Below are 21912 nucleotides of genomic sequence, written 5' to 3'. Positions count from 1 at the left end.
CCCGTCGCTACTCCAGTTTGATGATCGCCTCCATGGCACGCGCCGCCGCACCCTCCCCCGAGCCTCGCCACCACCACCGCCGGACCTCTCCCAGGAGCTGGGACTGCAGCGGGCCCGCGTCCGGCGGCTCTCCTTGCGAGCCAAGCAGCTCGAATCTACCGAAGGCTCCCCTCACCAGCTGCTCTTCGATCCGACAGACGGCAAGGACCACCGTCTTGAGGAGATCGCGGACGCGGCTCGGGCGCGGTTCGGCGCAGATGTCATCAGACCCGCCGCGCTCGCACCACCGCCGTCCAAGCCGTTGAAGACACCGATTCGCCACGCCCCGTACCGGCGCAGCGCGGTGGCGCACGGGTCACTGAACCGGCCGGCGGGCGCGGGCCGCTTCGATGTCTGGGACGTGCTCCTCGGCCCAGAGCCGTACGGCGCGGAGCGGGACGAGCAGGGAGCGGCCCAGCGGTGTCAGGGCGTACTCGACGCGGGGCGGATTCTCGTCGTACTCGTGGCGGCTGATCAGGCCGTCTGCCTCCAGGGCGCGAAGGGTTTCGGTCAGGACTTTGGGGGTGATGCCCTGGATGTGGCCCTTCAGTTCCGTGAAGCGAAGCGGCCCGTCGTCGAGGGCGTTGACGACGAACACCGTCCAGCGGGCGCCGATCCGGTGCAGCACTGTGCGGCTCGGACAGCTCGCCGCCATCACGTTGTACGCCTTGCCCACATCCGCTCCCGAGTTCTGGTTCCGTTGAAGATACCGGTATCAAATCCATACCGTTGTGCCCGATCCTATGAGAGGGAGTGGGACGCATGGAGCGGATCCTGGTCATTGGCGGCGCACGGGCGCTCGGCGCGGCCGTCGCGAGGCGTGCGGTGGCGGACGGGTACGACGTGGTCATCGGCGCCCGGAACGAAGCTGCGGCCGACGGACTCGCGCGCGAGATCGGCGCCACCGCGGTACGGATCGATCTGCAGGACGAATCAACACTCGCGGCCGCGGCGGAGCGCCTGAAGGAGGGTGGCGTCGACCACATCGTGACGACCGGCTCGGCGCCGCACGACGTCCGCGCCATCGAACTGGACCGCGACAAACTGCTCGCCGCGCTCGCAGCGAAGGTGATCGGCCCGCTGCTGGTCGCCAAACATTTCGCACCGGTACTGCGACCCACCGGGTCGCTGGTGCTGTTCTCCGGTGTCGTCGGCTGGCGCCCCGGGCCGGGATCACTCGTCAAGGGGATCACGAACGGCGCGGTCGAGTACACCGCGCGCCACCTCGCGGCGGACCTCGCGCCGGTACGCGTCAATGCCGTCTCGCCCGGTGTCGTCGACTCGGGCGCCTGGGACCGACTCGGCGACGCAAGGGCCGGCCTGCTGAGCAGGAGCGCGGCCGGGACCTTCGTCGGACGCCACGGCGAGACCGACGACGTCGTCGACACGGTGATGTGGCTCCTGCGCGCGGGATTCGTCTCCGGCGAGACCATCCACATCGAGGGCGGCGCCCGCCACAAGACCGCCTGACACCCGACCGGCGAGTGCTACGTGCCGCCGACGACCACGCCGGAAGTGGGGACATCCAGGAGCGGTTCCGCTGGATCAAAAACGGACCTATCGCCCTCTCAGCGGATCACGGCGCACACAGTGATCGTGACCAGGTATGGCACCGGCACCAGGAGGGCGGCACACAGCCACGCCCGAACTCGGCGGCCGTATGCCACAGGAAAGAGCACGTCGACGGTGACAACCAACAGCAGCACAAGACCGCCGAGACCGACCAGGCAAAGCCGCGCCCAACCTGCCCCTTCGATCACGTCAACACCGCCGCAATCGGTTTCGCCCACCCCGGCGGTATCGAAGGCGCACGATCGGTACTTCGTCAGCAACACCCACGCCGAGTGCAGCGGCACAACCGCCGGCACTCCCATCACCAAGTTCACCCACAACGGCATCCAGCGTGCCCACCACGGCCGCCGTTCACGACTCTCACCGTACTGATCGCCTTCAGACGAGACCTGCTCCAACGCCCGCATGACGGGGCAGAGTAGCTACCAGCCCAGACCGCCGTTCGGTCACCCCCCACCCCACGCCATGCGGGAGGAAACCGGCACGGTCGAGGATGAGTTGGCGGGTGGAGGTGGCGGGCTCCTCGTCGACGGGGGCGCCGCCGTCGCCGTCGCAGACCACTTTCTCGCGTGGCATGCCGGCGAACGCTTCGTGGTCGGTGGTGGCGGTCCCTCGTGGCCCTTGACCGTGGCGTCACCTGATCTGGACGTGCGCCGCCCGGCCCGGCTCCACCCACGACAACACCGCCGCCCGCCACAGCCACATCCTGGCCCACCCGCGCGCCGCCGGCCTCGGGGCGCAGGCCGACCTCGGCTTCCGCGGCCTTGTCGCCGCCGGTGGACCGGATCGGCCCCCGACGGGTTCGGAGGTGCAGGGTTCCCACTGCTGTCCCGCGGGGGCCGATGCAGGCCCTGCACCCACCGCACCGCCCGATACGCCCCGATCCACATCTGGCGTCCGGTTTGATCAGACCCTCGCGGCCCGGCGCACCTGCAGCACGCAAACAGAGGGGTGGGCCCGGCCGTCCCAGGCCGGGCCCACCCCTCATGGGCACACACGCCGCTGCCCGCGACGTGCTGCCGCATCTGTGCCGTCGTCAGGCGACGGCATGCCTCACCACCGGTACCAGCGGCCCTTGCGGCCGCCGCTCGCAGTGGGCCGGATCACGAAGCCGAGCAGCCACACCACCAGCACAACGACCGCGATCCACCACAGCGCCTTCAGGGCGAAGCCCGCACCGAAGAGGATCAGAGCCAGAAGAAGAACCACAAGCAGGGGAACCATTGTTATTACCTCCTGGCGACCGTGTGCTCTTACCGTGAACCTACAAACACACAAAAGGCGCGTTTCTTTTACGGACTGCAGGGCATTCGACCGCACCTCGGAGTGCCCCCGTCCACGCACCTCATGCGCACCAGCCCCCAGGCAGAAGGCGCGAACCGACCGCCGCGACCATGTTTGCCGTCCGCTCGAGCGGCCAGGCGAAGACCGAGCACATGATGTCGATGCCAAGGGAGCGTGAGCGGACATGACCGCCAGCGAGAAGGCCAAGGCGAAGACCGAGCAGGTCACCGGTGCCGTCAAGGAAGCCGCCGGACGCGCCGTGGGCAACGAACGGCTCACCGCCGAAGGCCGCGCCCAGCAGATGAAGGGCGACGCCCGCCAGGCCAAGGAAAAGACCAAGGACATCGGCAAACACTGAGCGCCGAGGATGCGACGCCGGTGGGGCGGCCCCCTGGGACAGGGGGCCGCCCCACCGGCGTTGCCGCGTGCGATCCTGCTTCAGGCCCGCTTGCTCGAGTGGCTTGCTTGATCACGGAGCCCGCTCTGCCATCGAGCATCCCGACTTGCGGGACAGAGACACGCCGCCCGTGCGCACCGAGACGCTGTTACCGCAGTATGTGCCTTCTCTGTTCGCTTCTTCCTGGGGGGACCATGCGCCACGCCATCACCGCGTGCGGGATTGCGGCCGTCTGCTGCCTGAGCCTTGCCGCCTGCACGCACAGCGAGGACAGAAGTGCACCTGAGCCGAGCCCGCGTTCCACGCTCCAGCTGGGGCGGGGCGCCGAGACTTCTGCCGTCGACAGCAAGAGCACCGTACAGATCCATCCGGATACGGTGGTCTATGACGGCAGCACCAGCTTCGGCGATTCCCAGCACGGCGTTTTCGCCGTCGTCGCCTACCAGTCCACGAACCGGACCGCGCACCGCGCAACGACGACCGCCGCTCAGGGAGGCTTCCGATGGAAGTCCCCGGACGGGCCTGCCGTCACCGCGGGGAACACCACGGCTGCGAAGAAGCTGGCCCCCATCGGCTTCAGCGAGGGCGGTCCCGTCCTTGCACCACGGACAATGCACCAGGACGTCGCGGTCTTTGACATCACCGCTGCCGAGAAGGGCGGCACCCTCGTCTACGTGGACGGCGACGGGGCCTCTTCCCAATGGAAGATCCCTGCGACCGACTCAGGCGTCTCGGTCCCCGCACTCAAATTCGCCCTGAACTGAGCGGCACCGACCAAAGCTGCTGGTCTTGCGACTGCAGACCTCTCGACTCGCCCGTCCCTCGATGCGGAACCGCCGGCCGCAACCGTGGATCGCGTCGGGCGAACTGTGGCCTCTCGTCGCACCGTTGCCACCGGCGCCGGGCGCGAAGCAGGCCGAGGCAGACCGCCGGCGCCGGACCGGCAGACACGGTGCGAGATCCTGTTCGCCCTCCACACAACGGGCGACCGGTGGGGCCACCTGCCACAGAATTCGGGCTTCGGTCCGGGCCGCGCCGGCGACGGCCGGCGACGCCTGGACCGCGGCCGACCTCCGAGACCAGCTGCGCGTCGTGTTGGTGCGGGTGGTTTCGGCGATGGCGCCGTCTTCACTGACACGTTGGCGGGCGTACCCACCGGCCGACGGAGACCATGGCGCATCCGCGTCACCGGCCCCGTCTCCCGTCGCAGGCCGTCCTCAGCCGGCGCGGCGCACGGCCGCCCGCACGCTCTTCATGATCTGGTCGGCCCGGCTGGTCCGGCCCCACCACCTGGCCCACTTGGGCTTTTCGACCGCCAGCGCCCTCACCGTGTCACCGCTACCGGTGGTGAAGACCGTCCCCGAGCAGCCCGTCTCCGCCGTGACGATCTCCGCCAGGGGACCTCCCCCGCCCAGGAGCACAGCCGAGGCCTGCTGGTGCGGGGTTTGGGCAGGTGCGCACCTGCCCAAACCCCCTGTCCGCACAGAACCGTGGGGCCTAGCAGGTCTTCTTGTACTCGAACTTGATGGGCGTGGTCAGGAACACCTTGTTGCCCTTGGCGCCGCCCTTGACCGAGATGCACTCGTGGGAGAGTCCGGCGTTCGTGGTGACATACAGACCGTGCGTCCCGGCACAGGTGTTGTGGTAGTAGACCGTGTACGTGGCGATGCCGTCGTCACCCCACGAGTAGTTGAAGCACGTGACGCTTCCCTCTCGCTTCTTGAGGACCGTGGCGCCGCCGTCCGTGTCCGCGCTCGCCGGCGCGGCACTTGCGACCCCCGCCGCCAGCATGGCACCGAGCACGGAGCCGACAATCTTCGCTGAACGCCGCATTTCTTCATCCTTCATGTGTTCTTTCGCGGTACACACATGCCTCCGGCACATGTCAACGCTTGCTTACCTGCGCAACCGTGACATCCGTTCGACAGGGTGCGCAACGGTGCACACATATCCCCTTTTCGCGCCCTTCCTACGGACAGAGGGGACCCGCACACCACGCCGGACCTTGTAACGGAGACGGGACGGGCCACACACCCCGCAGCCGCTGGCCGCACCACCCCACAGACCGTCAACTCACCACACTCAGAAGGGGGTTGACCGATCACGGGCGGCGCACCGTCAGCGGCGCCGCTCTGACGCCGGGCTGTCACACCACCTTCGGCGTTCCGACACTGGCGCTCCACGTAACGATCACCGAACAGGAAGATCACGTGAATCGTTATGGGCGCTTCGGTCATCCGGCCCGGCCGCCGCAGGCGAGCCGATTCCCGCGCTCAACCCGCCGTCCCCCAGCGGCAGACAAACCGAGGTGCACGGCACACTTCGGTTGACGCCCACAGCAGCTTCATGTGCACTAGCGACTCGGCACGGCCAACAGGGGCAGGAAGGAGCCACCCGAGATGTCTGGTGCGAAGCAGGGCGTCCATCACATCGAGCGCGTCCTTGCAGGCATCACTCTGATCGCCGCGCTCGGCTTTGCGTTCATGCTGCTGTTTACGGACCGGCAGTCGTTCCTCACCGAGGTGAAGGCAGGCACGTACGCTCCGGAGCTCATCGTTGCGGCCGTGGCCGCGGCCGGCTGGTTGCTTGTGCGGCGCCGCCGGCACGTTCGCGCCGCTCTCCTTCAGCCGAGCCCTCGCGAACTTGCCCTGCGCTCCACCACCGTGCCCTCCCGGCGCCCTTCCGGGGCCTCCTCGTCAGGGGCATCGGGTGAGGGCGCGTTGGCGATGGCGGCGCTGCTGACGGCGAGCCAGTTCTCCGCGCACGGCGACTCCTCTCATGGTGCGGACGACCTCGACCACCCCTGAGCGGCAGGCGAACTGCAGCCGGCTGTCACCGCCCCGGCTCCACAAGTCCCAGGTCCCGCAGGCACTCTGCGGTCTCCACGAGCGTCGTCGCGGCGGGACGCGGCCGCCAGCCGAGCTCGTCGCGGGCCCTGTCGTTGTGGATGACCGGGCGTGGGAGATCCTCGCCGGGAGCCTCGCGTTGCGGCGCCCGCGCGGCGAGTGAGCCGAGCCGGCCGCGCAGGATGCCGGCCATCTCGACGAAGCTGAGTGTCGGGCCGTCGGCGACGGCCACATAGCGCCGGCCCGCCGCCTGGGGCGCGGCCATCGCGCGCAGATGCAGGTCCGCCACGTCACGGACATCGACGATGCCGAAGCGGGCGCGGGGTGCGATGTTCATCGTTCCGTCCAGCATCGCCTTGACCAGCTGCATGGAGGAGCCGAGTGCGGTCGTCAGGGTGGGGCCGAAGATGCCGGTCGGGTTGACCACGACGAGTTCGCTGTCGCCGCCGTCGCGCTGCATCCAGTCCCACGCGGCGCGCTCGGCGATCGCCTTCGAGCGGGGGTAGGGGGCCAGGCCCGGTGTGTCGGGGTCGGTCCAGTCGGCCTCGGTGAACTCGGCGCCCACCTTGGGGGTGTAGCCGACCGCGGCGAACGACGAGGTGAGCACGGTGCGCCGGACCCCCGCGTCGCGGGCCGCGCGCAGCACCCGCAGCGTGCCCTCACGAGCAGGCACGATCAACTCGTCCGCGTCGTCGGGCTGGGCGACAGGGATCGGGGAAGCCACGTGGTGGACCTCTTCGCAGCCGGCCAGCGCGGCGGCCCACCCGTCGTCGGCCATCAGGTGGGCGGCGACGACCTGAAGACCCGCGTCATCAGCACCGCCCCGGCGCAGTGCCGCCCGCAGTTCCTGCGCACGGCCGATCGAACGCACCGTCGCGCGCACCTCCTTGCCCGCGCGCAGCAGGGCGGCGACCAGCTGGCTGCCGAGGTATCCGGACCCGCCGGTGACCAGAACCGGGCTCATCACGCCACCCCCAGCCGCTGCGCCGCCTCGAGGCAGAGCCGTGTCGCCTCGGCCTCCGCTCCGGCGTCGCCGCGTTCGCGGGCGTCCCACAAAGCGGCCTTGTGGCGCAGATAGGCGAGCCGGGCCCGCTGAGCGGCGATCTCCGTCTCGACGCGATCGGCGTGGCGCAGCAGCAGATCGCGCTGCTCGGCCGCGGCGGACCGCCCGCGCGTGCGGTTGCTCTGGTAGGTGCGCATGTCCTCGATGCTCATGCCGACCGCACGCAGGCAGGCCAGCGCCTGGAGCTCGTCGAGGTCCCGCTCGCCGTAGCGGCGGTGGCCGCTGCGCTCGTCCCGGTCGACCGGGCCGATCAGCCCGATCTCCTCGTAGTAGCGCAGGGTCGGCTCGCTCAGCCCGCTGCGCCGGGCGACGTCCTGGATGGAGAAAGCTGTCATGCGGGGAGCAGAACACACTTCAAGCGCTTGAAGGCAAATGCGCGGAATGCGTGGTCTGTGGCTCGGGCCGGAGGAGCTTCTGCCTGCCCTCGAGGAAGTGCAGCAGGTCATGTCGAACAGCAGGCGCCTCAGTCGTTCTCGGAGCCTGCTCCGAGAACGACTGAGGCGCCTGCCGCACCTGGGGCCGGGCTTGCGTCCACGCGTCGGGACGTCGTACCCGTCGGCACGCGCCCCGGTGCGGACGGCGGACGCGTCCCTCGTTCTTCTGGTTCAACCCATGGGCGGCGCTGCGCCGCCCCCGGCGCCTCGGCGTGTTCCTCTTCAAGGGAACACGCCGAGGGTCCGTCCGGGCCCGGTCGCAGCGCCGTTTCCCGGGTGGGCGTGTCAGCCGTTGTGGCTGCCGTTGGCCGAGAGCACCGGGATGCCGTGGAGGATGTGCGACCCGGGCTCGTCCCCCTTGGCCTGCGTGGCGTTCTCGGCGCACTGCTGGTTCTGCGCGGCGGACAGGACGGGGATGTCCTGGACGGCGACGGGCACGAGGAGGCCGACGAGCGAGCCGGCGTTGGCCTTGGCGGGCACGCCGGCGCACAGCTTGTTCAGCGACCCCTGGACCAGGCCCGCCTGCGGGCTCAGGCTGCCCTGCGCCACGGAGTTGCCGACCTCCTGCTGCGCGCCGTTGCCGCTGGCCGAGGTGGTGCCCTGGTCGTCCCCGAGAGCGAGGGCCTGCCCGGCGGTGGCGGCGGTGATGCCGACAACGGAGGTGGCGAGGGCGGCCGAGGCCATGGCCTTCTTCAGCATGACGTACTTCCTTGATCGTCAGAGGTGGATCACTGCGCCCGGAGTAACGGGCAGCCCGGCCCGGTGGTTGCGCTGAACCACTCCATCGGCACAAGTTCCCTACCCGTCGGGGTTGTTCGGACGGGGCCCGTCATGACGCCAGCAGGCCGCTTAGGTTGACGGTGCAGGGCTACGGCAGCTGTGCCGCCCCTGATGACGCGCGGATGACCCCGGGCGGAGCCCGGTGGCCGCAGGAGGCCGTGCGGGCGAGTCGCCGGAGTGTCTCCCTACCGGGGCGGGGCCGGGCTTGGCGCCGCGCGATCCGCAGGCATCAGGCAACTGACGGGGGTGCGGATGCGTGTTGACGCCCGGCCGCCGGCCGATAGCAGGCGACTTCACCGGTGACAGCGGCGCGGGCCTCGCGGGGACCGAGCCGGACGCGGTCGTCGTGAACCAGGTCGACGCGGCCCGAGGAAACAAGCCGGCCCCGCCTACACCCTGTCCGCCCCGGGAGCCGGACTGCGCTACTCGAAGGACGCCGTCGGCGACGGCAAGGACGACCTGGCTACGTGACCGTCCGCCACGGCAGCGCGGTTGGTTTCGGCGCGCTGGTGACCCTGCACCAGGACAGCAGCGGGGCGCCAAGGAACCGGGCGCACCGGTCAGCCCGGGCGGGGCAGGCACTGGGGCGCACGGCCCGTACCGGTCGCGGGGTGCGGTGCCGCCGAGCCGCCCCGGGCCGCGGCCCCGTTCCGAGGCCGTAGCGCTTTCACTTCCAGTCCAATGCAACAACAGAATGACATGCGTTGCGTTAGATCCAAGTCCAACGCAACACTTTTACGGCATCCACCTGGCACATTAGCGATCCAACGCAATAATCTCCTTGCCCATCTCATGAATGCAACGTAGCGTTTCGCATGTCAGAAAGACTGAGGGTGGGGCAGTAAAGGGGTGGGGTATGGAAACGGCACATCACCGGCAGGCGCCACCCGGCGCCTTCGCCGCCTTCGCCCGCTTCGCCCTCTGCGGCGGCGGCGTGGGACTCGCCTCCAGCTTCGCCGTGACCGGTCTCGCCTCCTGGATCCCCTGGGGCGCGGCGAACGCCGTGATCACCGCGGCATCCACGCTCTTGGCCACCGAGCTGCACGCCCGCTTCACCTTCGGCGCGGGCGGGCACGCGACGCGCAGCCAGCACGTGCAGTCGGCCGGCTCCGCGGCAGCCGCATACGCGGTGACCTCCGTAGCGATGCTCGTGCTGCACCTGCTCGTGGCGACGCCCGGCGCCATCCTCGAGCAGGCCGTCTACCTGACCGCCTCCGCACTGGCCGGCGCCGCGCGGTTCGCGGTGCTACGCCTCGTCGTCTTCGGCCGCGAACGCCCGCAGATCGCACCCACCGTGGTCACCGCGGTCACCGCCCGGCCGGCCCCCACGGCGCCGACCGGGGAGGGCCTGGCGTTCTCCCGGGCGCTCCACCAGCAGCGAAGTGATCTCCGGTATCCGCGGGGCCGCTGCCCGGTGCGGGCCTGGCGGTGCCCGCCGCCCACGCCGGGGCACCGTCCAGGGACACTGCCGGGTTTCGTGGGGCGGCAGAGGCATGGCGGGACAGGTGAGACGGTTCCCGCCGGTTAACCTTCACCCTGTCCACGGCGTCAAATAGCGGGCGCCCCCGCAGGAAAGGCACTACTTCATGCTGATCGCTCAGCGTCCCTCGCTGACCGAAGAGGTCGTCGACGAGTTCCGCTCCCGGTTCCTGATCGAACCCCTCGAACCCGGCTTCGGCTACACCCTCGGCAACTCGCTCCGCCGCACCCTCCTGTCCTCGATCCCGGGCGCGGCCGTCACCTCCATCCGGATCGACGGCGTGCTGCACGAGTTCACCACCGTGCCGGGCGTCAAGGAAGACGTCACCGACCTCATCCTCAACATCAAACAGCTGGTCGTCTCCTCCGAGCACGACGAGCCCGTCGTGATGTACCTGCGCAAGCAGGGCCCGGGTCTGGTCACCGCCGCCGACATCGCACCCCCGGCCGGCGTCGAGGTCCACAACCCCGACATCGTCCTCGCCACCCTCAACGGCAAGGGCAAACTGGAGATGGAGCTGACCGTCGAACGCGGCCGCGGCTACGTCTCCGCCGTCCAGAACAAGCAGGCCGGCCAGGAGATCGGACGCATCCCGGTCGACTCCATCTACTCCCCGGTCCTCAAGGTCACCTACAAGGTCGAGGCCACCCGCGTCGAGCAGCGCACCGACTTCGACAAGCTGATCGTCGACGTCGAGACCAAGCAGGCCATGCGCCCCCGTGACGCCATGGCATCGGCCGGCAAGACCCTGGTCGAACTGTTCGGCCTGGCCCGCGAGCTGAACATCGACGCCGAGGGCATCGACATGGGCCCCTCCCCCACCGACACCGCCCTCGCCGCCGACCTGGCCCTGCCGATCGAGGACCTCGAGCTCACCGTTCGGTCGTACAACTGCCTCAAGCGCGAGGGCATCCACTCCGTGGGTGAGCTCGTGGCCCGTTCCGAGGCCGACCTGCTCGACATCCGCAACTTCGGTGCCAAGTCCATCGACGAGATCAAGGCCAAACTCGCCGGCATGGACCTCGCCCTCAAGAACAGCCCGCCCGGCTTCGACCCCACCACCGCCGCCGACGCCTTCGGCGCCGACGACACCGACACTGGCTTCATCGAAACCGAACAGTACTAACCACCACACCCACCACAGAACCCCCGCCCAACGCCGATACCGGCCAGCGGACCACGGCCCGGACTGCACCCGCCAGAACAACCCGGCGACGCAGTCCGGGCCGCGACCATACCGGACCTCCATCTCGGCCCGGGCTTGAGTTGTCAGAGGCGGGGTGGGCGTCTCCGTGGAGGTTCACGGCTCTCCGTGCTCCGGCGCTGCACCGGAGCGGGGCACGGAAGCGAAGGGCTAATTCCGGCAGGTGCCCGCCGGACAGCAGGCCGGGGGCGCCAGACGACCCTCCACAGGCGGCCCTAGCGGGATGGCGGGCCAACACGCCGGGCGGCACCGGACCGGTGTATCGCCCCGCCGGGGAACGGCCGCTGTGGGGCCATGGCCTTCACAGACAGACTTCCTGTACCAGGCGGGCAGGTCACGAACTGGCATGCCGAACCAGCCGTACACAGACAGCGGCCGGGGACCCACGCCAGCCACTGCCACAACGCTCCTGGAAAACGTGGCCGCGCCCCGAGGGCGAGACAGGCCCACCACGGCGCGGTCAACACCACTGCCGGGCCTACGGTCGACGAGAAGGGGACGCATCGTTTCTGCGCACCGCTCGTTGAACCGGGCAACGCGGGCCCGCAGACGACGCTGGCGCCCTTCGGACCCGCCCGTGAACCAGCCCGCGCCGCACCGCAGGGCTTCGACGGTCAGGGCAGAACCCGTCGGGCCGGTGCGCACGGCGGGTGCGGGACCTCACCCCCTCCTCAGGTCCCGCACCCGCCCCTTCAGCCCCGGGCACCGCCATACCTGCACTCCTCCGGCCCTCACCAACCACGATGAGCACCTGGCACATCCGTGCCCGCCGTCACCCGGCCGCAGCCCCTCGCCCGAACGGCGGGGCCGAAGACGACCGGCGAAGGAGCACCTTGCATGCCCGCACCGGACCGGCCAGGCGCGGGCGGTCGAGATCCGGCCCGGGGCGGCGCACACAGCCCCGGTAAAGACCTACACCGCCATGCCGTACACGATGGTGAACAAGGTGCCGAGCGAACCGATGATGAACACCCCGGTCAGGCCCGCGACGATGAGCCCCTTGCCCTGCTCGGCACTGAACGTGTCACGCAACGCCGTGGCACCGATGCGCTGCTTTGCCGCACCCCAGATGGCCAGCGCGAGACAGAGCAGAATAGCCACCGCCATGACCACCTGAATCATGGTCTTGGCCTCCGCGCCCAGCGAGCCGAACGGCCCCCAGTCGGGAGCGATGCCCCCGATGATGGTGTCGATGTCACCCTTCTCGGCTGCGAACAGCATGTCGATCCTCCATGAGGCGCGGGTGCCGACGACCGCCTCGGCCGTCCGCTGGGACTGCAGTCGGTCCAGTCTCGCGGACAGACCAGCGACACGAACAGGGGCTGGCAACTCGCCCACACAACCGGCCCCTTCAGCGTGCCCGCGCACCCCGGGAAACGCAGCACCTCTGCCTCCCCGGACGCGAGACCCCCTCATCGCCGCAAGTGCTTCGGCCCAGCCCACTCCTCGCTCCCGAACCCCGGCAGGGCACCAAAACGGCCGACCCCGACTCCAGGTGACTACCCACGCTCCAACACCGCCTCGTTCGCCCCTCCAACGCTCAGCACGCCCACCCCGCCCTGCCTCACGGCGCACCCCGGACGACGCTGCCCCACCAAACCTCACTCAGACCGCAGCAGCACCGGGCGCCCCACGGCCCGTCCGGCCGGCACCCCGGCACAGCAAGCAGGCTCAAGCACGGCCCGCCGGCGCCGCAGTACACCAGGCAAACCGCACGACGTCGCCACCATCCGCTCTGCCATCCACTCCCGACGCACGGCTCGTCCTCCAGCCCGACCCCGGCCTCACCCTCACCCTAAAGTTGAGGTTGAGGTGCCACTCGATGCGCCCCTGCGACACCACCGCATGCCACACCCGGCCGCCGCCGCGCCCGCGCCCGGTACCCGATGTACGCAGCCCACCATCCGCACCGTGACGTCCCTCCCGGCGCCGTTCGGGCCACGCGGCACGAAGGCCGCACCGGCCGGGATGCGCAGGCCGATGCCGTCCAGGACGCTCTTGCAGCCACCGGACTTGCCCAACTCGTTCGCCGCAACAGCCGTGTCGGGGCGCGAACAAGGGCTCCTTCCACAGGCTGCGCGTGGTCGGCCTTAGAGGCTGCGGGCGGTGATGTCGCCCTGCATGACGGTCGCCTTGACGGTCAGAGCGGGCGTTTCGCCGGTGTTCTTCAGCGCGTTGTCGATACGGCCGTAGCTGGTGCCGGCATCGAGGGAAGCGGAGACTCCGGGGGCGGCAATGACGGTGATGTCGCCCTGCTGGGTGCTCAGGATGAGCTGCCCGGACACGGCCTCGCTGACGCTCACATCGCCCCGCTGGTTACTGATCTCACCCCCGGCGTGCAGTCGGCCGACCGTGATCGTGGCATCCAGGCCGCCCAGGCGGACCCGGTCCGCCTCGTCCAGCTTCACTTGACCGTAGCCACCCTCGAAGACCACCTCACCCAGGCGCCCCACACCACGGAACTCGGCGGCCGCCGCCTTCGCCTCGATCCGCGAACCGACCGGCACCTGAACAGTGACTTCGACGGATCCGGAGTTACCCAGGAACCGATTGGTCGCCTGCGGGGCCTTGATCCGCACCACACCGTCGGCGCAGGCGACCTCGGTCTGTTCGGCGGCCTTCACGTCACGGGACTTACCGGGGTTGGCGGGCCGGACCTCGACCGTGGCGTCGGTGCGGTCGGCCGCGATCACCTGGATACGCCCCGCCGGGATGTCCACAACGGCGGCGACCGGGGCGGCGGTGGTGAACTTCTGCATCGTGCTCTCCCTTGCCCATAGGCGGCGAACCCCGTGCAGCCCGCCGTTTCCAACAAGGGAAACGCTACGTTGCGTTCACAACATCGGCAATGCACTTGTTGCATGCGAAACTCATCATCGCAGCTAGAGCAGTGGAATTTGATGCAATGACCTCGCAGATAACGCAACGAATTATAGGCACAGTTGTTGCAATGAAATGAGAGTGAACGCTATAGTCGCCCCCGCCAGCCACCACCGGGCCACCCCAGACCATGAAGGAGAGTGCGATGCCGGGAGGCCGACTCACCCAGTCCGAACGTCAGGAGATCGCCCGGGGACTCGCCGATGGCCTCGCCTACGCCGAGATCGCCCGCCGTCTGGACCGCCCGACCTCCACCATCACCCGCGAAGTCATGCGCAACGGCGGCCCCACCGCCTACCGCGCCGACACCGCCCACCGCGCCACCGAACACCGGGCCCATCGCCGCAGGAAAGCCACTCCCCGCGACCCCAGAACCTCACCCCAGCCCTACGGACGCGACCCCGACGCCGTCCGCGCCTACGAGGAAACCTTCACCGCCGTCATCGCCGCCTCCGGCGCCCCCACCATGATGTCCCGCGTCCTGGCCAGCCTCTTCACCACCGACTCCGGCAGCCTCACCGCCGCCGAACTCGCCGAACGCCTCCAGGTCAGCCCCGCCTCCATCTCCAAAGCCATCACCTTCCTCGACAACCAGGGCCTCATCCGCCGCGAACGCGACGAAAACCGTCGCGAACGCTACGTCGTCGACAACGACGTCATGTACCAATCCATGATCGCCAGCGCCCGCTCCACCACCCACCTCGCCGACACCGCCCGCCAAGGCCTCCCCGTCCTCGGCCCCGGCACCCCCGCCGCCACCCGCCTCGAAAACACCGCCCGCTTCCTCGACTTCGTCTCCGAAAGCATCACCCGCGCCGCCAACCAAGCCCGCGACATCCTCCACACCCAACCCACCACCAACACCGATACCGATCCCGATACCGACACCAAGTGACCTAGCGCGGTCCGCGGTGTCGACTTGCGAGCTGGACGCCTGACTTGCCCCCACGGGCCTGCATTGCGGGCGATCGTAGGAGGTTCAGCCGGGGGCGGGTACAGGCCCCTGCACCCGCAGGGGCCTGTACCCGCGACAGGTCATCCGGTGTCAGAACGGTGGTTGGGTCCTCTGCGACGGAATGTTCAGCGCTCTGCCCTGGGGGTGCGGAATCCGAATGGGCCGCGCCGGGGACTGCGGTCTCTTCCCGACCCACTTGGCGGCGAACACGCGTACCCACCAACTGTCGTCCGGATTTCGCGAGGCCATCTGGATCACCCTCCTGCTCATCGGAGTCGGACTGGATCTCTGACTGGATCCTCGTATGCCCGCAATGCGCAATTAACTCCACATTCCCCCCGTAGGAATCATGTGCGGCAATACCTTGGCGGCGGTGACCGCACGATCGGGTGTTGAGCCGCTCACGAGCCGCTCAAGACGCTGGCCCCGTTGAGCGATTCCAGCCGTACGACCCTTACGTCAGCACACTGGCCGTCACACTCGGACCGGACCTGAGAACCAAGGAGAAGATCAATCGGACCACCGTTCCGCGACACAAGAGCGGATGGGTATCCGCACGTCAGGGGTGCGCAGTTGACGGGACGGGCCCGATTGGCTGCGGCGTCCGGGGGCAGAGGGTGCGTAGGTCAGCCACAAGGGGCGCGACCTCAGGGCGTAAGGAGCAGACCGTGCCATCGGGCAGCTCGCAGAAGACGTCGGCGGCCCGCACCGCCGCAGGCCGTGCCACCACCGTGGATCAGGCGTTCTAGATGGGGACGGCGACCAAGGTCCCGGAGACCCGGGACATGATGGGCGACGAGCTGTCCGGCGACGAGGCGTACGCAGCGATTCGCCGCTACGGAGGTCAGAAGCTGCTGCGTGACTCCTTTGTCCGCTTCCGTTACGCGGATGGGTTCAGCCATGCCCGGGCCCTTGCTCTGCAGACCGTGCTGGCTCTGATACCTCTCGCCATCGTGTTCGTCGGTCTGTCGACGACGCTGCACACCGAGTCCATCGGCCGGTTCGCGGAGATGACCATTCACCGAATCGCGCGAGGGCCGAGTGCCGCAGTGGTGGACGAGGCTCTGAACAGAAGCCGACGAACCGCCGGCGAGGGCACCCAGGTTGCCCTCTGGCTGGCTCTTGCGTTCTCTCTTTCCAACGTGACCACTGCGATGTGCCAGATCGAGCGCGGCGCCAACCGCATATACGGCAATGAGCGCGACCGTCCGTTCCTCAAGAAGTACACCCGTGGGCTCGTCATGGCGGTGAGCGCCGGACTCCCACTCGGGCTCGGCTTCGTCATGATGGTGGCCGGCCGCGATCTGGGAGCGGCGGCGGTGTCCGTCTACGGTCTCGGCGACGGGGCCAATACCGCCTGGGACATCCTGCGGTGGCCACTCGGTCTGGCGTTGGCACTCGTTTCGGCGAGTACCGTCTTCAGGCGCTCGCCACGTCGTCGGCAACCCGGCTACACCTGGCTGGCATTCGGAGCTGCCGTGTATCTGGTGCTGTGGTCCCTGCTGACGTGGGCGCTGAGTCTGTATCTCTCGGTCAGCGGCTCTTTCGACACCGTCTACGGGCCCCTGAGTGCCTTCATGTCCCTTCTTCTGTGGGCCTATCTGACCTCCATCGCCCTCTTCCTGGGCTTGTCGTTCGCGGCACAGCTCGAGGCCGCCCGGGCCCTGCGCCCAGGTCCCACCACTCCCGATCCTGGGGTCTGACCGGACGCGGCTGCGCAGCGTGTGTGGAAGAGGCCACGTGCGCTGCAGGCGAACGCGCCAACAGCGGGGCATGCAGCAGCACGGCACCGGACTCCACACACGACTGCTCGCTGTTCGATCGGTTCACCCCGAAGTCTGGCGCTCGCCGGGGCTCGCTCCGTCAGCACCGGAGGCGCGTCGAGCGGGACGCTATCCGTTCCGGATCCGTTCCGGTGGAGCCGAGCAGGTTATGAGAGCGATGAGGGGTATGAGGAGCTCTCAACACCTGGGCAGATGAGGCTGAGGAGATGCAATGCGGGTCGAGGCAACGGTCATGAGCAGCAAGGGACAGGGGCTGGGGTTCGAGGTACGGATTCACGGCATGCCTGTCGGCCTTGATCACACCGGTGCGCGCACGATCGGCGAGGCCCGCCGCTTGGTGGCACAGTTGGTGGCGCTGTCGTCTCAGGTGCCTGCCGAGTCTGTGATGGTCGACTTCATCGCAGGTGATCCCGCAGCCGCTCGAGCCATCGATGGCGACCGGATCGGCGGCGATACGGATTTTGACCTGGCCGAGGTGCGGGTCAGACATCGGCGAGGGGTGTATCGGGCAGCTGGCTGAGTGCCTCGCCCAGGGGTGACGGGCTCACTTCAGGGCCCGGGCACAGGAGCGAGCGCGGGCTGATGAGGGACGGGCCCGCACTGCGAAGTGACTCTGATGCGACGCCCGTAGCCAAGGCCTGCCCGCGAGCTCCGACGCAGCGGCTGCTGACCAAGCGTCCGGCGACGCGGTCGATGGCGGTGTCGGTGTCGGTGTCGGTGTGAGGCCTGTCTCGGCGGTCCGGTCTGGCGGTTCAGCTCGACCACGAGCTCACCTTGGTGGATGCCTGTGCCTCGATGCGTTCGGGAGGCGGCGTTGCAGGGCGGGCACCGGTGCGGGTGGCGCCGATGCCGGCGATCACGACGAAGGCGACACCGACTGCGGGCGCGAGGCCGGGTATCTGACCGAGCACCAGCAGGCCTGCGAGGAGTGCGATGGCTGGTTCCAGGCTCATCAGGGTGCCGAAGGCGGAGGTCCTGAGGCGGCGCAGGGCGAGGAATTCGAGGATGAAGGGCAGTACGGCGCTCAGAGCGGCCAGTCCCAGCATGGCTCCGAGCAGCTTCCAGGTGACGTGTGCCAGGTCGGACGGTGCCGCGGCAAGGAGGCCGATGAGGCCGGCGACGGGCATGGAGATGGCCAGTCCGTTGAGGCCGGTCACGGAGTCGCCCACGCGTTGGGTCAGCAGGATGTAGGCAGCCCAGCAGGCTGCGGCGGCCAATGCGAAGCCGGCGCCGGCCGCGTCGATGCCACCGTGCCAGGGTTCGGTCAGTGCCAGGACGCCGATAGCCGCCATGGCTGTCCAGCGTGTCCGGCCACGACCTGGGCCGTAGAGGGATACGGCGAGCGGGCCGAGGAATTCCAGTGCGCTGGCCGTGCCCAGCGGCAGGCGGGTCACGGCGAGCATGAAGAAGACCATCATGCCCGCGCTGACCGCGCCCAGCGTGGTGCATGCCACCAGGTCGCGGCCGGTGAAGTCGCGCAGGCGGGGCCGCACCAGCACCAGCAGGAGGACACCGGCCCACGCCAGACGGAGCCCTGTCGTGCCCAGGGCTCCGAGCTGATCGACCAGCGGGACCGACAGCGCCAGCCCGAGCTGAATGGTGGACATGGAAGCCACGGCCATCAGGGCCCCAGTGGCAGGTGTGGGCAGGCGTGGACCTGCGCGGTGTTTCGACAAGCTCATGGATCCGAGTACACGGCGTCCGGACCATTCGTGTCCACGTGCTAATTATGGACGATCCGTTCGCCGATCCTGGACAATGCCGGGATGGAGACTCGCCGACTGCGCATGCTGGTGGAGCTGTCCCGTCTGGGGTCCATGCGCGCGGTGGCCGACACCCTGCGCACGACCACCTCGACGATCTCGCAGCAGCTCGCCGCCCTGGCGGACGACATGGGCACCGCATTGACGGAACCGCACGGGCGCCTGGTCCGGCTGACGCCCGCGGGCCGCCGGCTGGCCGAGCACGCGGTGACGATCCTCGCCGCCGTGGAGACGGCGCGCCACGACCTCACCCCAGGAGCTGAGCCCAATGGCACGTTGCGCGTCGCGGGCTTCGCCACCGCGATCCGTGCGCACGTTCTGCCCATCGTCACGGCCCTGGCCACGAGCCATCCCCGCCTCCGTGTCCTGATCCGCGAACACGAACCCGCCGAGGCACTGCAGCTCCTGACCGAGGACGCGACAGATCTGGCGTTGACCTACGACTACAACCTGGCACCCGCGACCGAGGACCCCGAGGTGTCCGCCACCGCCCTGTGGACCGCGCGCTGGGGCCTGGGCGTCCCAGCACAGGCCGACACTCGAGAGGGGACAGCGCTGGAGGTCTTCACCCAGTTCGCCGGGCAGGACTGGATCGTGAACTCGCGCAACACCGCGGACGAGACCGTCATCCGCACCCTTGCGTCTATGGCAGGCTTCACCCCGCGCATCACCCATCAGGCCGACAGCCTCGACCTCGTGCAGGGCATGATCACCGCCGGACTCGGCGTGGGCCTCCTCCCGGTCGGGACCGCAACGTTCCCCGCCGTGCGACTCCTTCCACTCACCGGCCCAGACGTCGAACTGCGTGCCTACGCCGTCGCCCGCCACGGCCGCCTGGACTGGCCTGCCCTCGCCCTGGTCACCGACCTCCTCGTCAGACGGTCCACGACCGGGCAACACACCGGTCGGCCCGCAGTCCCGACCAGCGAGGAGCCCCGTCAGCTGCCGTGATCAACATGGCTAGCCTGTGCGGGAGGCGACGTCAGGCACTCCGGCCCGCGCTCACCAGCCAGCGGCTTCCTTGGCTCGCGACAAGCACGGCACACCAGAAAGAAGGAATCGTGATGACCACCACAGCCCGAGCCACGGTGCAGCAAGACAGTGAACGCGTACGCGTCACCCGCTGGGATTTCGAGCCCGGAACCAGCACAGGCCCGCACGTGCACGAGCACGACTACATCGTGGTGCCGATCACCGATGGCACGACCAAGATCCTCACCCTCGGCGGGGCAGAAGCCGTATCGGAACTGAAGGCGGGCGAGTCCTACGCACGTCCCGCAGGCGCCGAGCACGAAGTCGTCAACGCAGGCGACTCCTTTCTGGCCTTCGTCGAAATCGAACTCAAGGAACCCGCGAAGCACGTCGTGGCACCTGCCGCTTCTTGAGGCACTCTGCTCCTCAGGCGTTCGATCCCTCTAGGCCGGGATGAGCGCGGGTGACTCCGCAGAAGGCGTCAGCTCGGTGGTGATCTCGCCGCCCAGAATGGCCGCCCAGAATTCCGCGAGCGCTCTCGGGCCATCGCAGTCCAGGGCTACGGAGCCCAGACGGCCTAAAGGTTCGGTCTTGGGGATACCTCGGCTCATGGAGCGAAGCGGCGTAGGCGCATGCGACAGACAGCTACGCCGTCGCGCCCTGCCGCCCGCCATCCGCCGTCGCACGTGGGGATGTCAGACGTTGGCGTAGCCAGGGATGCCGGCCTTGATGCGCTCGAGTTCGCGTTCGTCGGAGACGCCCTGGAAGTCGTAGCGGGGGGTGTACGGGATCTCCAGGCGGCGGGCCTCGTCGTCGGTGAGTTCGAGGTCGAGGGAAGCGACGGCGTCGTTGATCTGCTCGATGGTGCGGGCGCCGACGAGGGGGGCCGCGACGACGGGGTTGCGGCGCAGCCAGGCGAGGGCGACCTGGGCGCGGGACACGCCGTGGGCGTCGGCGATGCCGCCTACCTCGTCGATGATGAGGCGGTCACTGTCGGCGGTGGCCTTGTAGAGCATGTCGGCGAAGGCACCGTCGGTGGCGGCGCGTTCGCCCGTGTTGGCCTGGTCGAAGGGGCGGGCGAGCCGGCCTCGGGCCAGCGGACTCCACACCATGGTGGCGACGCCCTCGTCGGCACAGAGCGGCAGCATCTCGCGTTCCTCTTCACGGGCGAGCAGGTTGTAGTGGTTCTGCATGGTGACGAAGCGGGCCCAGCCGTGCCGCTCCTGCAGGTGGAGGGCCTTCGCGAACTGCCAGGCGTGCATGGAGGAGGCGCCGAGGTAGCGGGCCTTGCCGGCCTTCACCACGTCGTTCAGCGCCTCCAGGGTCTCCTCCAGCGGCGTCCCGTTGTCGAACCGGTGAATCATGTACACGTCGACGTAGTCAGTACCCAGGCGGCGCAGGCTGGCGTCGATCTCGGCCATGATCGCCTTGCGGGACAGCCCGCCGCCGTTGGGGCGGCCCGGCCGCATGGTGTGGCGGACTTTGGTGGTGATGACGACGTCGTCGCGGTTCGCGTAGTCCTTCAGGGCGCGGCCCAGGATCTCTTCGCTGGAGCCGTAGGAGTACATGTTCGCGGTGTCGAAGAAGTTGATGCCCGCCTCGAGGGCGTGCTTGATCAGGGGACGGCTGGACTCCTCGTCGAGGGACCAGACGGGGTGCCCGCGGTCGGGTTCGCCGTAGGTCATGGCGCCGATGGCGACCGGTGACACGTCCAGGCCGGTGCGGCCCAGCTTGATGTAACGCATGCGGAAGCTCCTATGATGGGAACGAGCGGAGAGGTCTCCGGTTCACTTTCGACGTTAACGGAGAGTTCTCCGCTTAGCAACCGGACCCGATCGCCGCGACCCGAAGGAGGACCTATGGCCGGCACGTCACTGCAGCGCTCCGACGCACTCAAGAACCGGGAGGCGATCCTTCAGGTCGCCCACGACGCACTCGCCGAAAACCCCGACGCCTCGCTGAACTCCATCGCCAAGCGGGCCGGCGTGGGACCCGGGACGCTCTACCGCCACTTCCCGACCCGCGAAGCGCTGATCCTCGAGGTCTACCGCCACGACATCGGCCGCCTGGTGGCGTCGGTGCCGGACATCCTGGCCTCCCTGGACCCGCTGGACGCACTGCGGCGCTGGTTCACCGACCTCACGGGCTACGTACGCATCAAGCACGGACTGGGCGAAGCGCTGAACTCCGCGGCGGCGCAAGAAGTCGTCAGCGCCTCTTGGCCTCCCGTCAGCGCCGCCGTCGGCCAGCTCCTCGACGCATGCGAGCGGGCCGGGGAGATTCGCCCCGGCATTGATCCCGTCGATGTCGTCATGCTCATGAGCTGCCTGTGGCGTACCCCGGACACGCCGGACGGCGCCGCCCAGGTCCAGCGTCTGATGGACCTCGCGATCAAGGGCTTCCGTCCCTGAGGCAGAGTGGCCGTGCAACGAGCGGCATCCTCCCTTGACCGCACGGCG

General features: G+C 69.0%; 24 protein-coding genes and 1 pseudogene. 12 read left to right on the top strand and 13 right to left on the bottom strand.

All coding sequences use genetic code 11. From position 1 onward, the window contains the following. Nucleotides 1–355: 355 nt before the first annotated feature. Entirely contained in the window at nucleotides 356–715 is a 360-nt protein-coding gene (locus ACVHNB_RS19720) for a winged helix-turn-helix transcriptional regulator (protein ID WP_456228775.1), read from the bottom strand. Nucleotides 716–801: 86 nt separating this feature from the next. Here ACVHNB_RS19720 and ACVHNB_RS19715 point away from each other — a divergent pair, with 86 nt between their 5' ends. Beyond that, nucleotides 802–1509 carry an SDR family oxidoreductase gene (locus tag ACVHNB_RS19715; protein ID WP_456228774.1) on the top strand — a complete coding sequence of 236 codons (708 nt, stop codon included), beginning with the start codon at nucleotides 802–804 and terminating at the stop codon, nucleotides 1507–1509. 98 nt (nucleotides 1510–1607) lie between these two features. Here ACVHNB_RS19715 and ACVHNB_RS19710 read toward each other — a convergent pair whose 3' ends face one another. Further along, complete coding sequence (locus tag ACVHNB_RS19710) at nucleotides 1608–2018, bottom strand: hypothetical protein (protein WP_428949811.1); 411 nt, start codon at nucleotides 2016–2018, stop codon at nucleotides 1608–1610. Nucleotides 2019–2664: 646 nt separating this feature from the next. Next, nucleotides 2665–2835, bottom strand: a complete 171-nt coding sequence (locus ACVHNB_RS19705) for a hydrophobic protein (protein ID WP_456228773.1) — start codon at nucleotides 2833–2835, stop codon at nucleotides 2665–2667. Nucleotides 2836–3079: 244 nt separating this feature from the next. Between ACVHNB_RS19705 and ACVHNB_RS19700 the strand changes: the two genes are divergently transcribed. Then, nucleotides 3080–3253: a CsbD family protein gene (locus ACVHNB_RS19700; RefSeq protein WP_428949813.1), complete on the top strand. Its 174-nt coding sequence runs from the start codon at nucleotides 3080–3082 to the stop codon at nucleotides 3251–3253. A 233-nt stretch (nucleotides 3254–3486) separates the two neighbouring features. Further along, nucleotides 3487–4056, top strand: a complete 570-nt coding sequence (locus ACVHNB_RS19695) for a hypothetical protein (protein WP_428949814.1) — start codon at nucleotides 3487–3489, stop codon at nucleotides 4054–4056. A gap of 453 nt (nucleotides 4057–4509) precedes the next feature. Here ACVHNB_RS19695 and ACVHNB_RS19690 read toward each other — a convergent pair whose 3' ends face one another. After that, nucleotides 4510–4713, bottom strand: coding sequence for a hypothetical protein (locus tag ACVHNB_RS19690; RefSeq protein ID WP_456228772.1), 204 nt, complete (start codon nucleotides 4711–4713; stop codon nucleotides 4510–4512). Nucleotides 4714–4789: 76 nt separating this feature from the next. Next, nucleotides 4790–5125, bottom strand: coding sequence for a hypothetical protein (locus ACVHNB_RS19685; protein WP_428949816.1), 336 nt, complete (start codon nucleotides 5123–5125; stop codon nucleotides 4790–4792). A gap of 566 nt (nucleotides 5126–5691) precedes the next feature. On the opposite strand from ACVHNB_RS19685, the gene ACVHNB_RS19680 reads away from it, so the two are divergent. Next, nucleotides 5692–6099 (top strand): hypothetical protein, encoded by a 408-nt coding sequence (locus tag ACVHNB_RS19680; RefSeq protein ID WP_456228771.1) that lies wholly within the window; start codon nucleotides 5692–5694, stop codon nucleotides 6097–6099. 25 nt (nucleotides 6100–6124) lie between these two features. On the opposite strand, the gene ACVHNB_RS19675 is transcribed toward ACVHNB_RS19680, so the two are convergent. From ACVHNB_RS19675 to ACVHNB_RS19665, 3 genes are all read right to left on the bottom strand, one after another. Beyond that, complete coding sequence (locus ACVHNB_RS19675) at nucleotides 6125–7102, bottom strand: NAD-dependent epimerase/dehydratase family protein (RefSeq protein WP_456228770.1); 978 nt, start codon at nucleotides 7100–7102, stop codon at nucleotides 6125–6127. Then, complete coding sequence (locus tag ACVHNB_RS19670) at nucleotides 7102–7536, bottom strand: MerR family transcriptional regulator (RefSeq protein WP_428949819.1); 435 nt, start codon at nucleotides 7534–7536, stop codon at nucleotides 7102–7104. The genes ACVHNB_RS19675 and ACVHNB_RS19670 overlap by 1 nt, the downstream gene beginning before the upstream one ends. Nucleotides 7537–7920: 384 nt before the next feature. After that, on the bottom strand, nucleotides 7921–8334 hold the full coding sequence (locus tag ACVHNB_RS19665) for a rodlin (RefSeq protein ID WP_456228769.1): 414 nt from the start codon (nucleotides 8332–8334) through the stop codon (nucleotides 7921–7923). Nucleotides 8335–9271: 937 nt separating this feature from the next. Here ACVHNB_RS19665 and ACVHNB_RS19660 point away from each other — a divergent pair. Further along, a pseudogene (locus ACVHNB_RS19660) lies at nucleotides 9272–9748 on the top strand (hypothetical protein); the annotation flags it as partial. Nucleotides 9749–10001: 253 nt separating this feature from the next. Next, on the top strand, nucleotides 10002–11021 hold the full coding sequence (locus tag ACVHNB_RS19655) for a DNA-directed RNA polymerase subunit alpha (RefSeq protein ID WP_456228768.1): 1020 nt from the start codon (nucleotides 10002–10004) through the stop codon (nucleotides 11019–11021). Between the two features lie 990 nt (nucleotides 11022–12011). On the opposite strand, the gene ACVHNB_RS19650 is transcribed toward ACVHNB_RS19655, so the two are convergent. Then, on the bottom strand, nucleotides 12012–12320 hold the full coding sequence (locus ACVHNB_RS19650) for a hypothetical protein (RefSeq protein WP_428949821.1): 309 nt from the start codon (nucleotides 12318–12320) through the stop codon (nucleotides 12012–12014). A gap of 869 nt (nucleotides 12321–13189) precedes the next feature. Beyond that, a complete protein-coding gene (locus tag ACVHNB_RS19645; protein ID WP_428949822.1) occupies nucleotides 13190–13858 on the bottom strand; it encodes a DUF4097 family beta strand repeat-containing protein in 669 nt (222 codons plus the stop codon). A 266-nt stretch (nucleotides 13859–14124) separates the two neighbouring features. Here ACVHNB_RS19645 and ACVHNB_RS19640 point away from each other — a divergent pair, with 266 nt between their 5' ends. The 3 genes from ACVHNB_RS19640 (at nucleotide 14125) to ACVHNB_RS19630 (ending at nucleotide 17238) form a co-directional block, all read left to right on the top strand. Next, the gene (locus tag ACVHNB_RS19640; protein ID WP_428949823.1) at nucleotides 14125–14874 is read left to right on the top strand and encodes a helix-turn-helix domain-containing protein; all 750 of its coding nucleotides are present in this window, start codon (nucleotides 14125–14127) and stop codon (nucleotides 14872–14874) included. An 809-nt stretch (nucleotides 14875–15683) separates the two neighbouring features. Continuing rightward, the gene (locus ACVHNB_RS19635; RefSeq protein WP_428949824.1) at nucleotides 15684–16637 is read left to right on the top strand and encodes a YihY/virulence factor BrkB family protein; all 954 of its coding nucleotides are present in this window, start codon (nucleotides 15684–15686) and stop codon (nucleotides 16635–16637) included. A 292-nt stretch (nucleotides 16638–16929) separates the two neighbouring features. Beyond that, the gene (locus ACVHNB_RS19630; protein WP_456228767.1) at nucleotides 16930–17238 is read left to right on the top strand and encodes a hypothetical protein; all 309 of its coding nucleotides are present in this window, start codon (nucleotides 16930–16932) and stop codon (nucleotides 17236–17238) included. Nucleotides 17239–17470: 232 nt separating this feature from the next. Here the strand turns inward: ACVHNB_RS19630 and ACVHNB_RS19625 are convergent, their stop codons facing one another. Next, entirely contained in the window at nucleotides 17471–18325 is an 855-nt protein-coding gene (locus ACVHNB_RS19625) for an EamA family transporter (RefSeq protein WP_456228766.1), read from the bottom strand. 159 nt (nucleotides 18326–18484) lie between these two features. Here ACVHNB_RS19625 and ACVHNB_RS19620 point away from each other — a divergent pair, with 159 nt between their 5' ends. Both ACVHNB_RS19620 and ACVHNB_RS19615 read left to right on the top strand, forming a co-directional pair. Then, entirely contained in the window at nucleotides 18485–19432 is a 948-nt protein-coding gene (locus tag ACVHNB_RS19620; RefSeq protein ID WP_428949827.1) for a LysR family transcriptional regulator, read from the top strand. Nucleotides 19433–19545: 113 nt separating this feature from the next. Next, nucleotides 19546–19866: a cupin domain-containing protein gene (locus ACVHNB_RS19615; RefSeq protein ID WP_428949828.1), complete on the top strand. Its 321-nt coding sequence runs from the start codon at nucleotides 19546–19548 to the stop codon at nucleotides 19864–19866. Nucleotides 19867–19896: 30 nt separating this feature from the next. On the opposite strand, the gene ACVHNB_RS19610 is transcribed toward ACVHNB_RS19615, so the two are convergent. After that, the gene (locus ACVHNB_RS19610) at nucleotides 19897–20064 is read right to left on the bottom strand and encodes a VOC family protein (protein ID WP_456228765.1); all 168 of its coding nucleotides are present in this window, start codon (nucleotides 20062–20064) and stop codon (nucleotides 19897–19899) included. 84 nt (nucleotides 20065–20148) lie between these two features. Then, nucleotides 20149–21198, bottom strand: a complete 1050-nt coding sequence (locus tag ACVHNB_RS19605) for an aldo/keto reductase (RefSeq protein ID WP_456228764.1) — start codon at nucleotides 21196–21198, stop codon at nucleotides 20149–20151. 114 nt (nucleotides 21199–21312) lie between these two features. Here ACVHNB_RS19605 and ACVHNB_RS19600 point away from each other — a divergent pair, with 114 nt between their 5' ends. Continuing rightward, nucleotides 21313–21864 (top strand): TetR/AcrR family transcriptional regulator, encoded by a 552-nt coding sequence (locus ACVHNB_RS19600; protein ID WP_428949830.1) that lies wholly within the window; start codon nucleotides 21313–21315, stop codon nucleotides 21862–21864. The last annotated feature ends 48 nt before the right edge of the window (nucleotides 21865–21912 follow it).

The organism is Streptomyces sp. YJ-C3, assembly GCF_053891275.1.
Note: the sequence above shows the minus strand (reverse complement) of the source record. Positions and strands in the feature narration are given on the sequence as shown.

Excerpts from the sequence above, each read along its gene's own strand:
- ACVHNB_RS19715 (WP_456228774.1), top strand. The coding sequence starts at position 802 with ATGGAGCGGATCCTGGTCATTGGCGGCGCACGGGCGCTCGGCGCGGCC.
- ACVHNB_RS19710 (WP_428949811.1), bottom strand. The coding sequence starts at position 2,018 with ATGCGGGCGTTGGAGCAGGTCTCGTCTGAAGGCGATCAGTACGGTGAG.
- ACVHNB_RS19705 (WP_456228773.1), bottom strand. The coding sequence starts at position 2,835 with ATGGTTCCCCTGCTTGTGGTTCTTCTTCTGGCTCTGATCCTCTTCGGT.
- ACVHNB_RS19700 (WP_428949813.1), top strand. The coding sequence starts at position 3,080 with ATGACCGCCAGCGAGAAGGCCAAGGCGAAGACCGAGCAGGTCACCGGT.
- ACVHNB_RS19695 (WP_428949814.1), top strand. The coding sequence starts at position 3,487 with ATGCGCCACGCCATCACCGCGTGCGGGATTGCGGCCGTCTGCTGCCTG.
- ACVHNB_RS19685 (WP_428949816.1), bottom strand. The coding sequence starts at position 5,125 with ATGCGGCGTTCAGCGAAGATTGTCGGCTCCGTGCTCGGTGCCATGCTG.
- ACVHNB_RS19680 (WP_456228771.1), top strand. The coding sequence starts at position 5,692 with ATGTCTGGTGCGAAGCAGGGCGTCCATCACATCGAGCGCGTCCTTGCA.
- ACVHNB_RS19675 (WP_456228770.1), bottom strand. The coding sequence starts at position 7,102 with ATGAGCCCGGTTCTGGTCACCGGCGGGTCCGGATACCTCGGCAGCCAG.
- ACVHNB_RS19670 (WP_428949819.1), bottom strand. The coding sequence starts at position 7,536 with ATGACAGCTTTCTCCATCCAGGACGTCGCCCGGCGCAGCGGGCTGAGC.
- ACVHNB_RS19665 (WP_456228769.1), bottom strand. The coding sequence starts at position 8,334 with ATGCTGAAGAAGGCCATGGCCTCGGCCGCCCTCGCCACCTCCGTTGTC.
- ACVHNB_RS19655 (WP_456228768.1), top strand. The coding sequence starts at position 10,002 with ATGCTGATCGCTCAGCGTCCCTCGCTGACCGAAGAGGTCGTCGACGAG.
- ACVHNB_RS19650 (WP_428949821.1), bottom strand. The coding sequence starts at position 12,320 with ATGCTGTTCGCAGCCGAGAAGGGTGACATCGACACCATCATCGGGGGC.
- ACVHNB_RS19645 (WP_428949822.1), bottom strand. The coding sequence starts at position 13,858 with ATGCAGAAGTTCACCACCGCCGCCCCGGTCGCCGCCGTTGTGGACATC.
- ACVHNB_RS19640 (WP_428949823.1), top strand. The coding sequence starts at position 14,125 with ATGCCGGGAGGCCGACTCACCCAGTCCGAACGTCAGGAGATCGCCCGG.
- ACVHNB_RS19635 (WP_428949824.1), top strand. The coding sequence starts at position 15,684 with ATGGGGACGGCGACCAAGGTCCCGGAGACCCGGGACATGATGGGCGAC.
- ACVHNB_RS19630 (WP_456228767.1), top strand. The coding sequence starts at position 16,930 with ATGCGGGTCGAGGCAACGGTCATGAGCAGCAAGGGACAGGGGCTGGGG.
- ACVHNB_RS19625 (WP_456228766.1), bottom strand. The coding sequence starts at position 18,325 with ATGTCCACCATTCAGCTCGGGCTGGCGCTGTCGGTCCCGCTGGTCGAT.
- ACVHNB_RS19620 (WP_428949827.1), top strand. The coding sequence starts at position 18,485 with ATGGAGACTCGCCGACTGCGCATGCTGGTGGAGCTGTCCCGTCTGGGG.
- ACVHNB_RS19615 (WP_428949828.1), top strand. The coding sequence starts at position 19,546 with ATGACCACCACAGCCCGAGCCACGGTGCAGCAAGACAGTGAACGCGTA.
- ACVHNB_RS19610 (WP_456228765.1), bottom strand. The coding sequence starts at position 20,064 with ATGAGCCGAGGTATCCCCAAGACCGAACCTTTAGGCCGTCTGGGCTCC.
- ACVHNB_RS19605 (WP_456228764.1), bottom strand. The coding sequence starts at position 21,198 with ATGCGTTACATCAAGCTGGGCCGCACCGGCCTGGACGTGTCACCGGTC.
- ACVHNB_RS19600 (WP_428949830.1), top strand. The coding sequence starts at position 21,313 with ATGGCCGGCACGTCACTGCAGCGCTCCGACGCACTCAAGAACCGGGAG.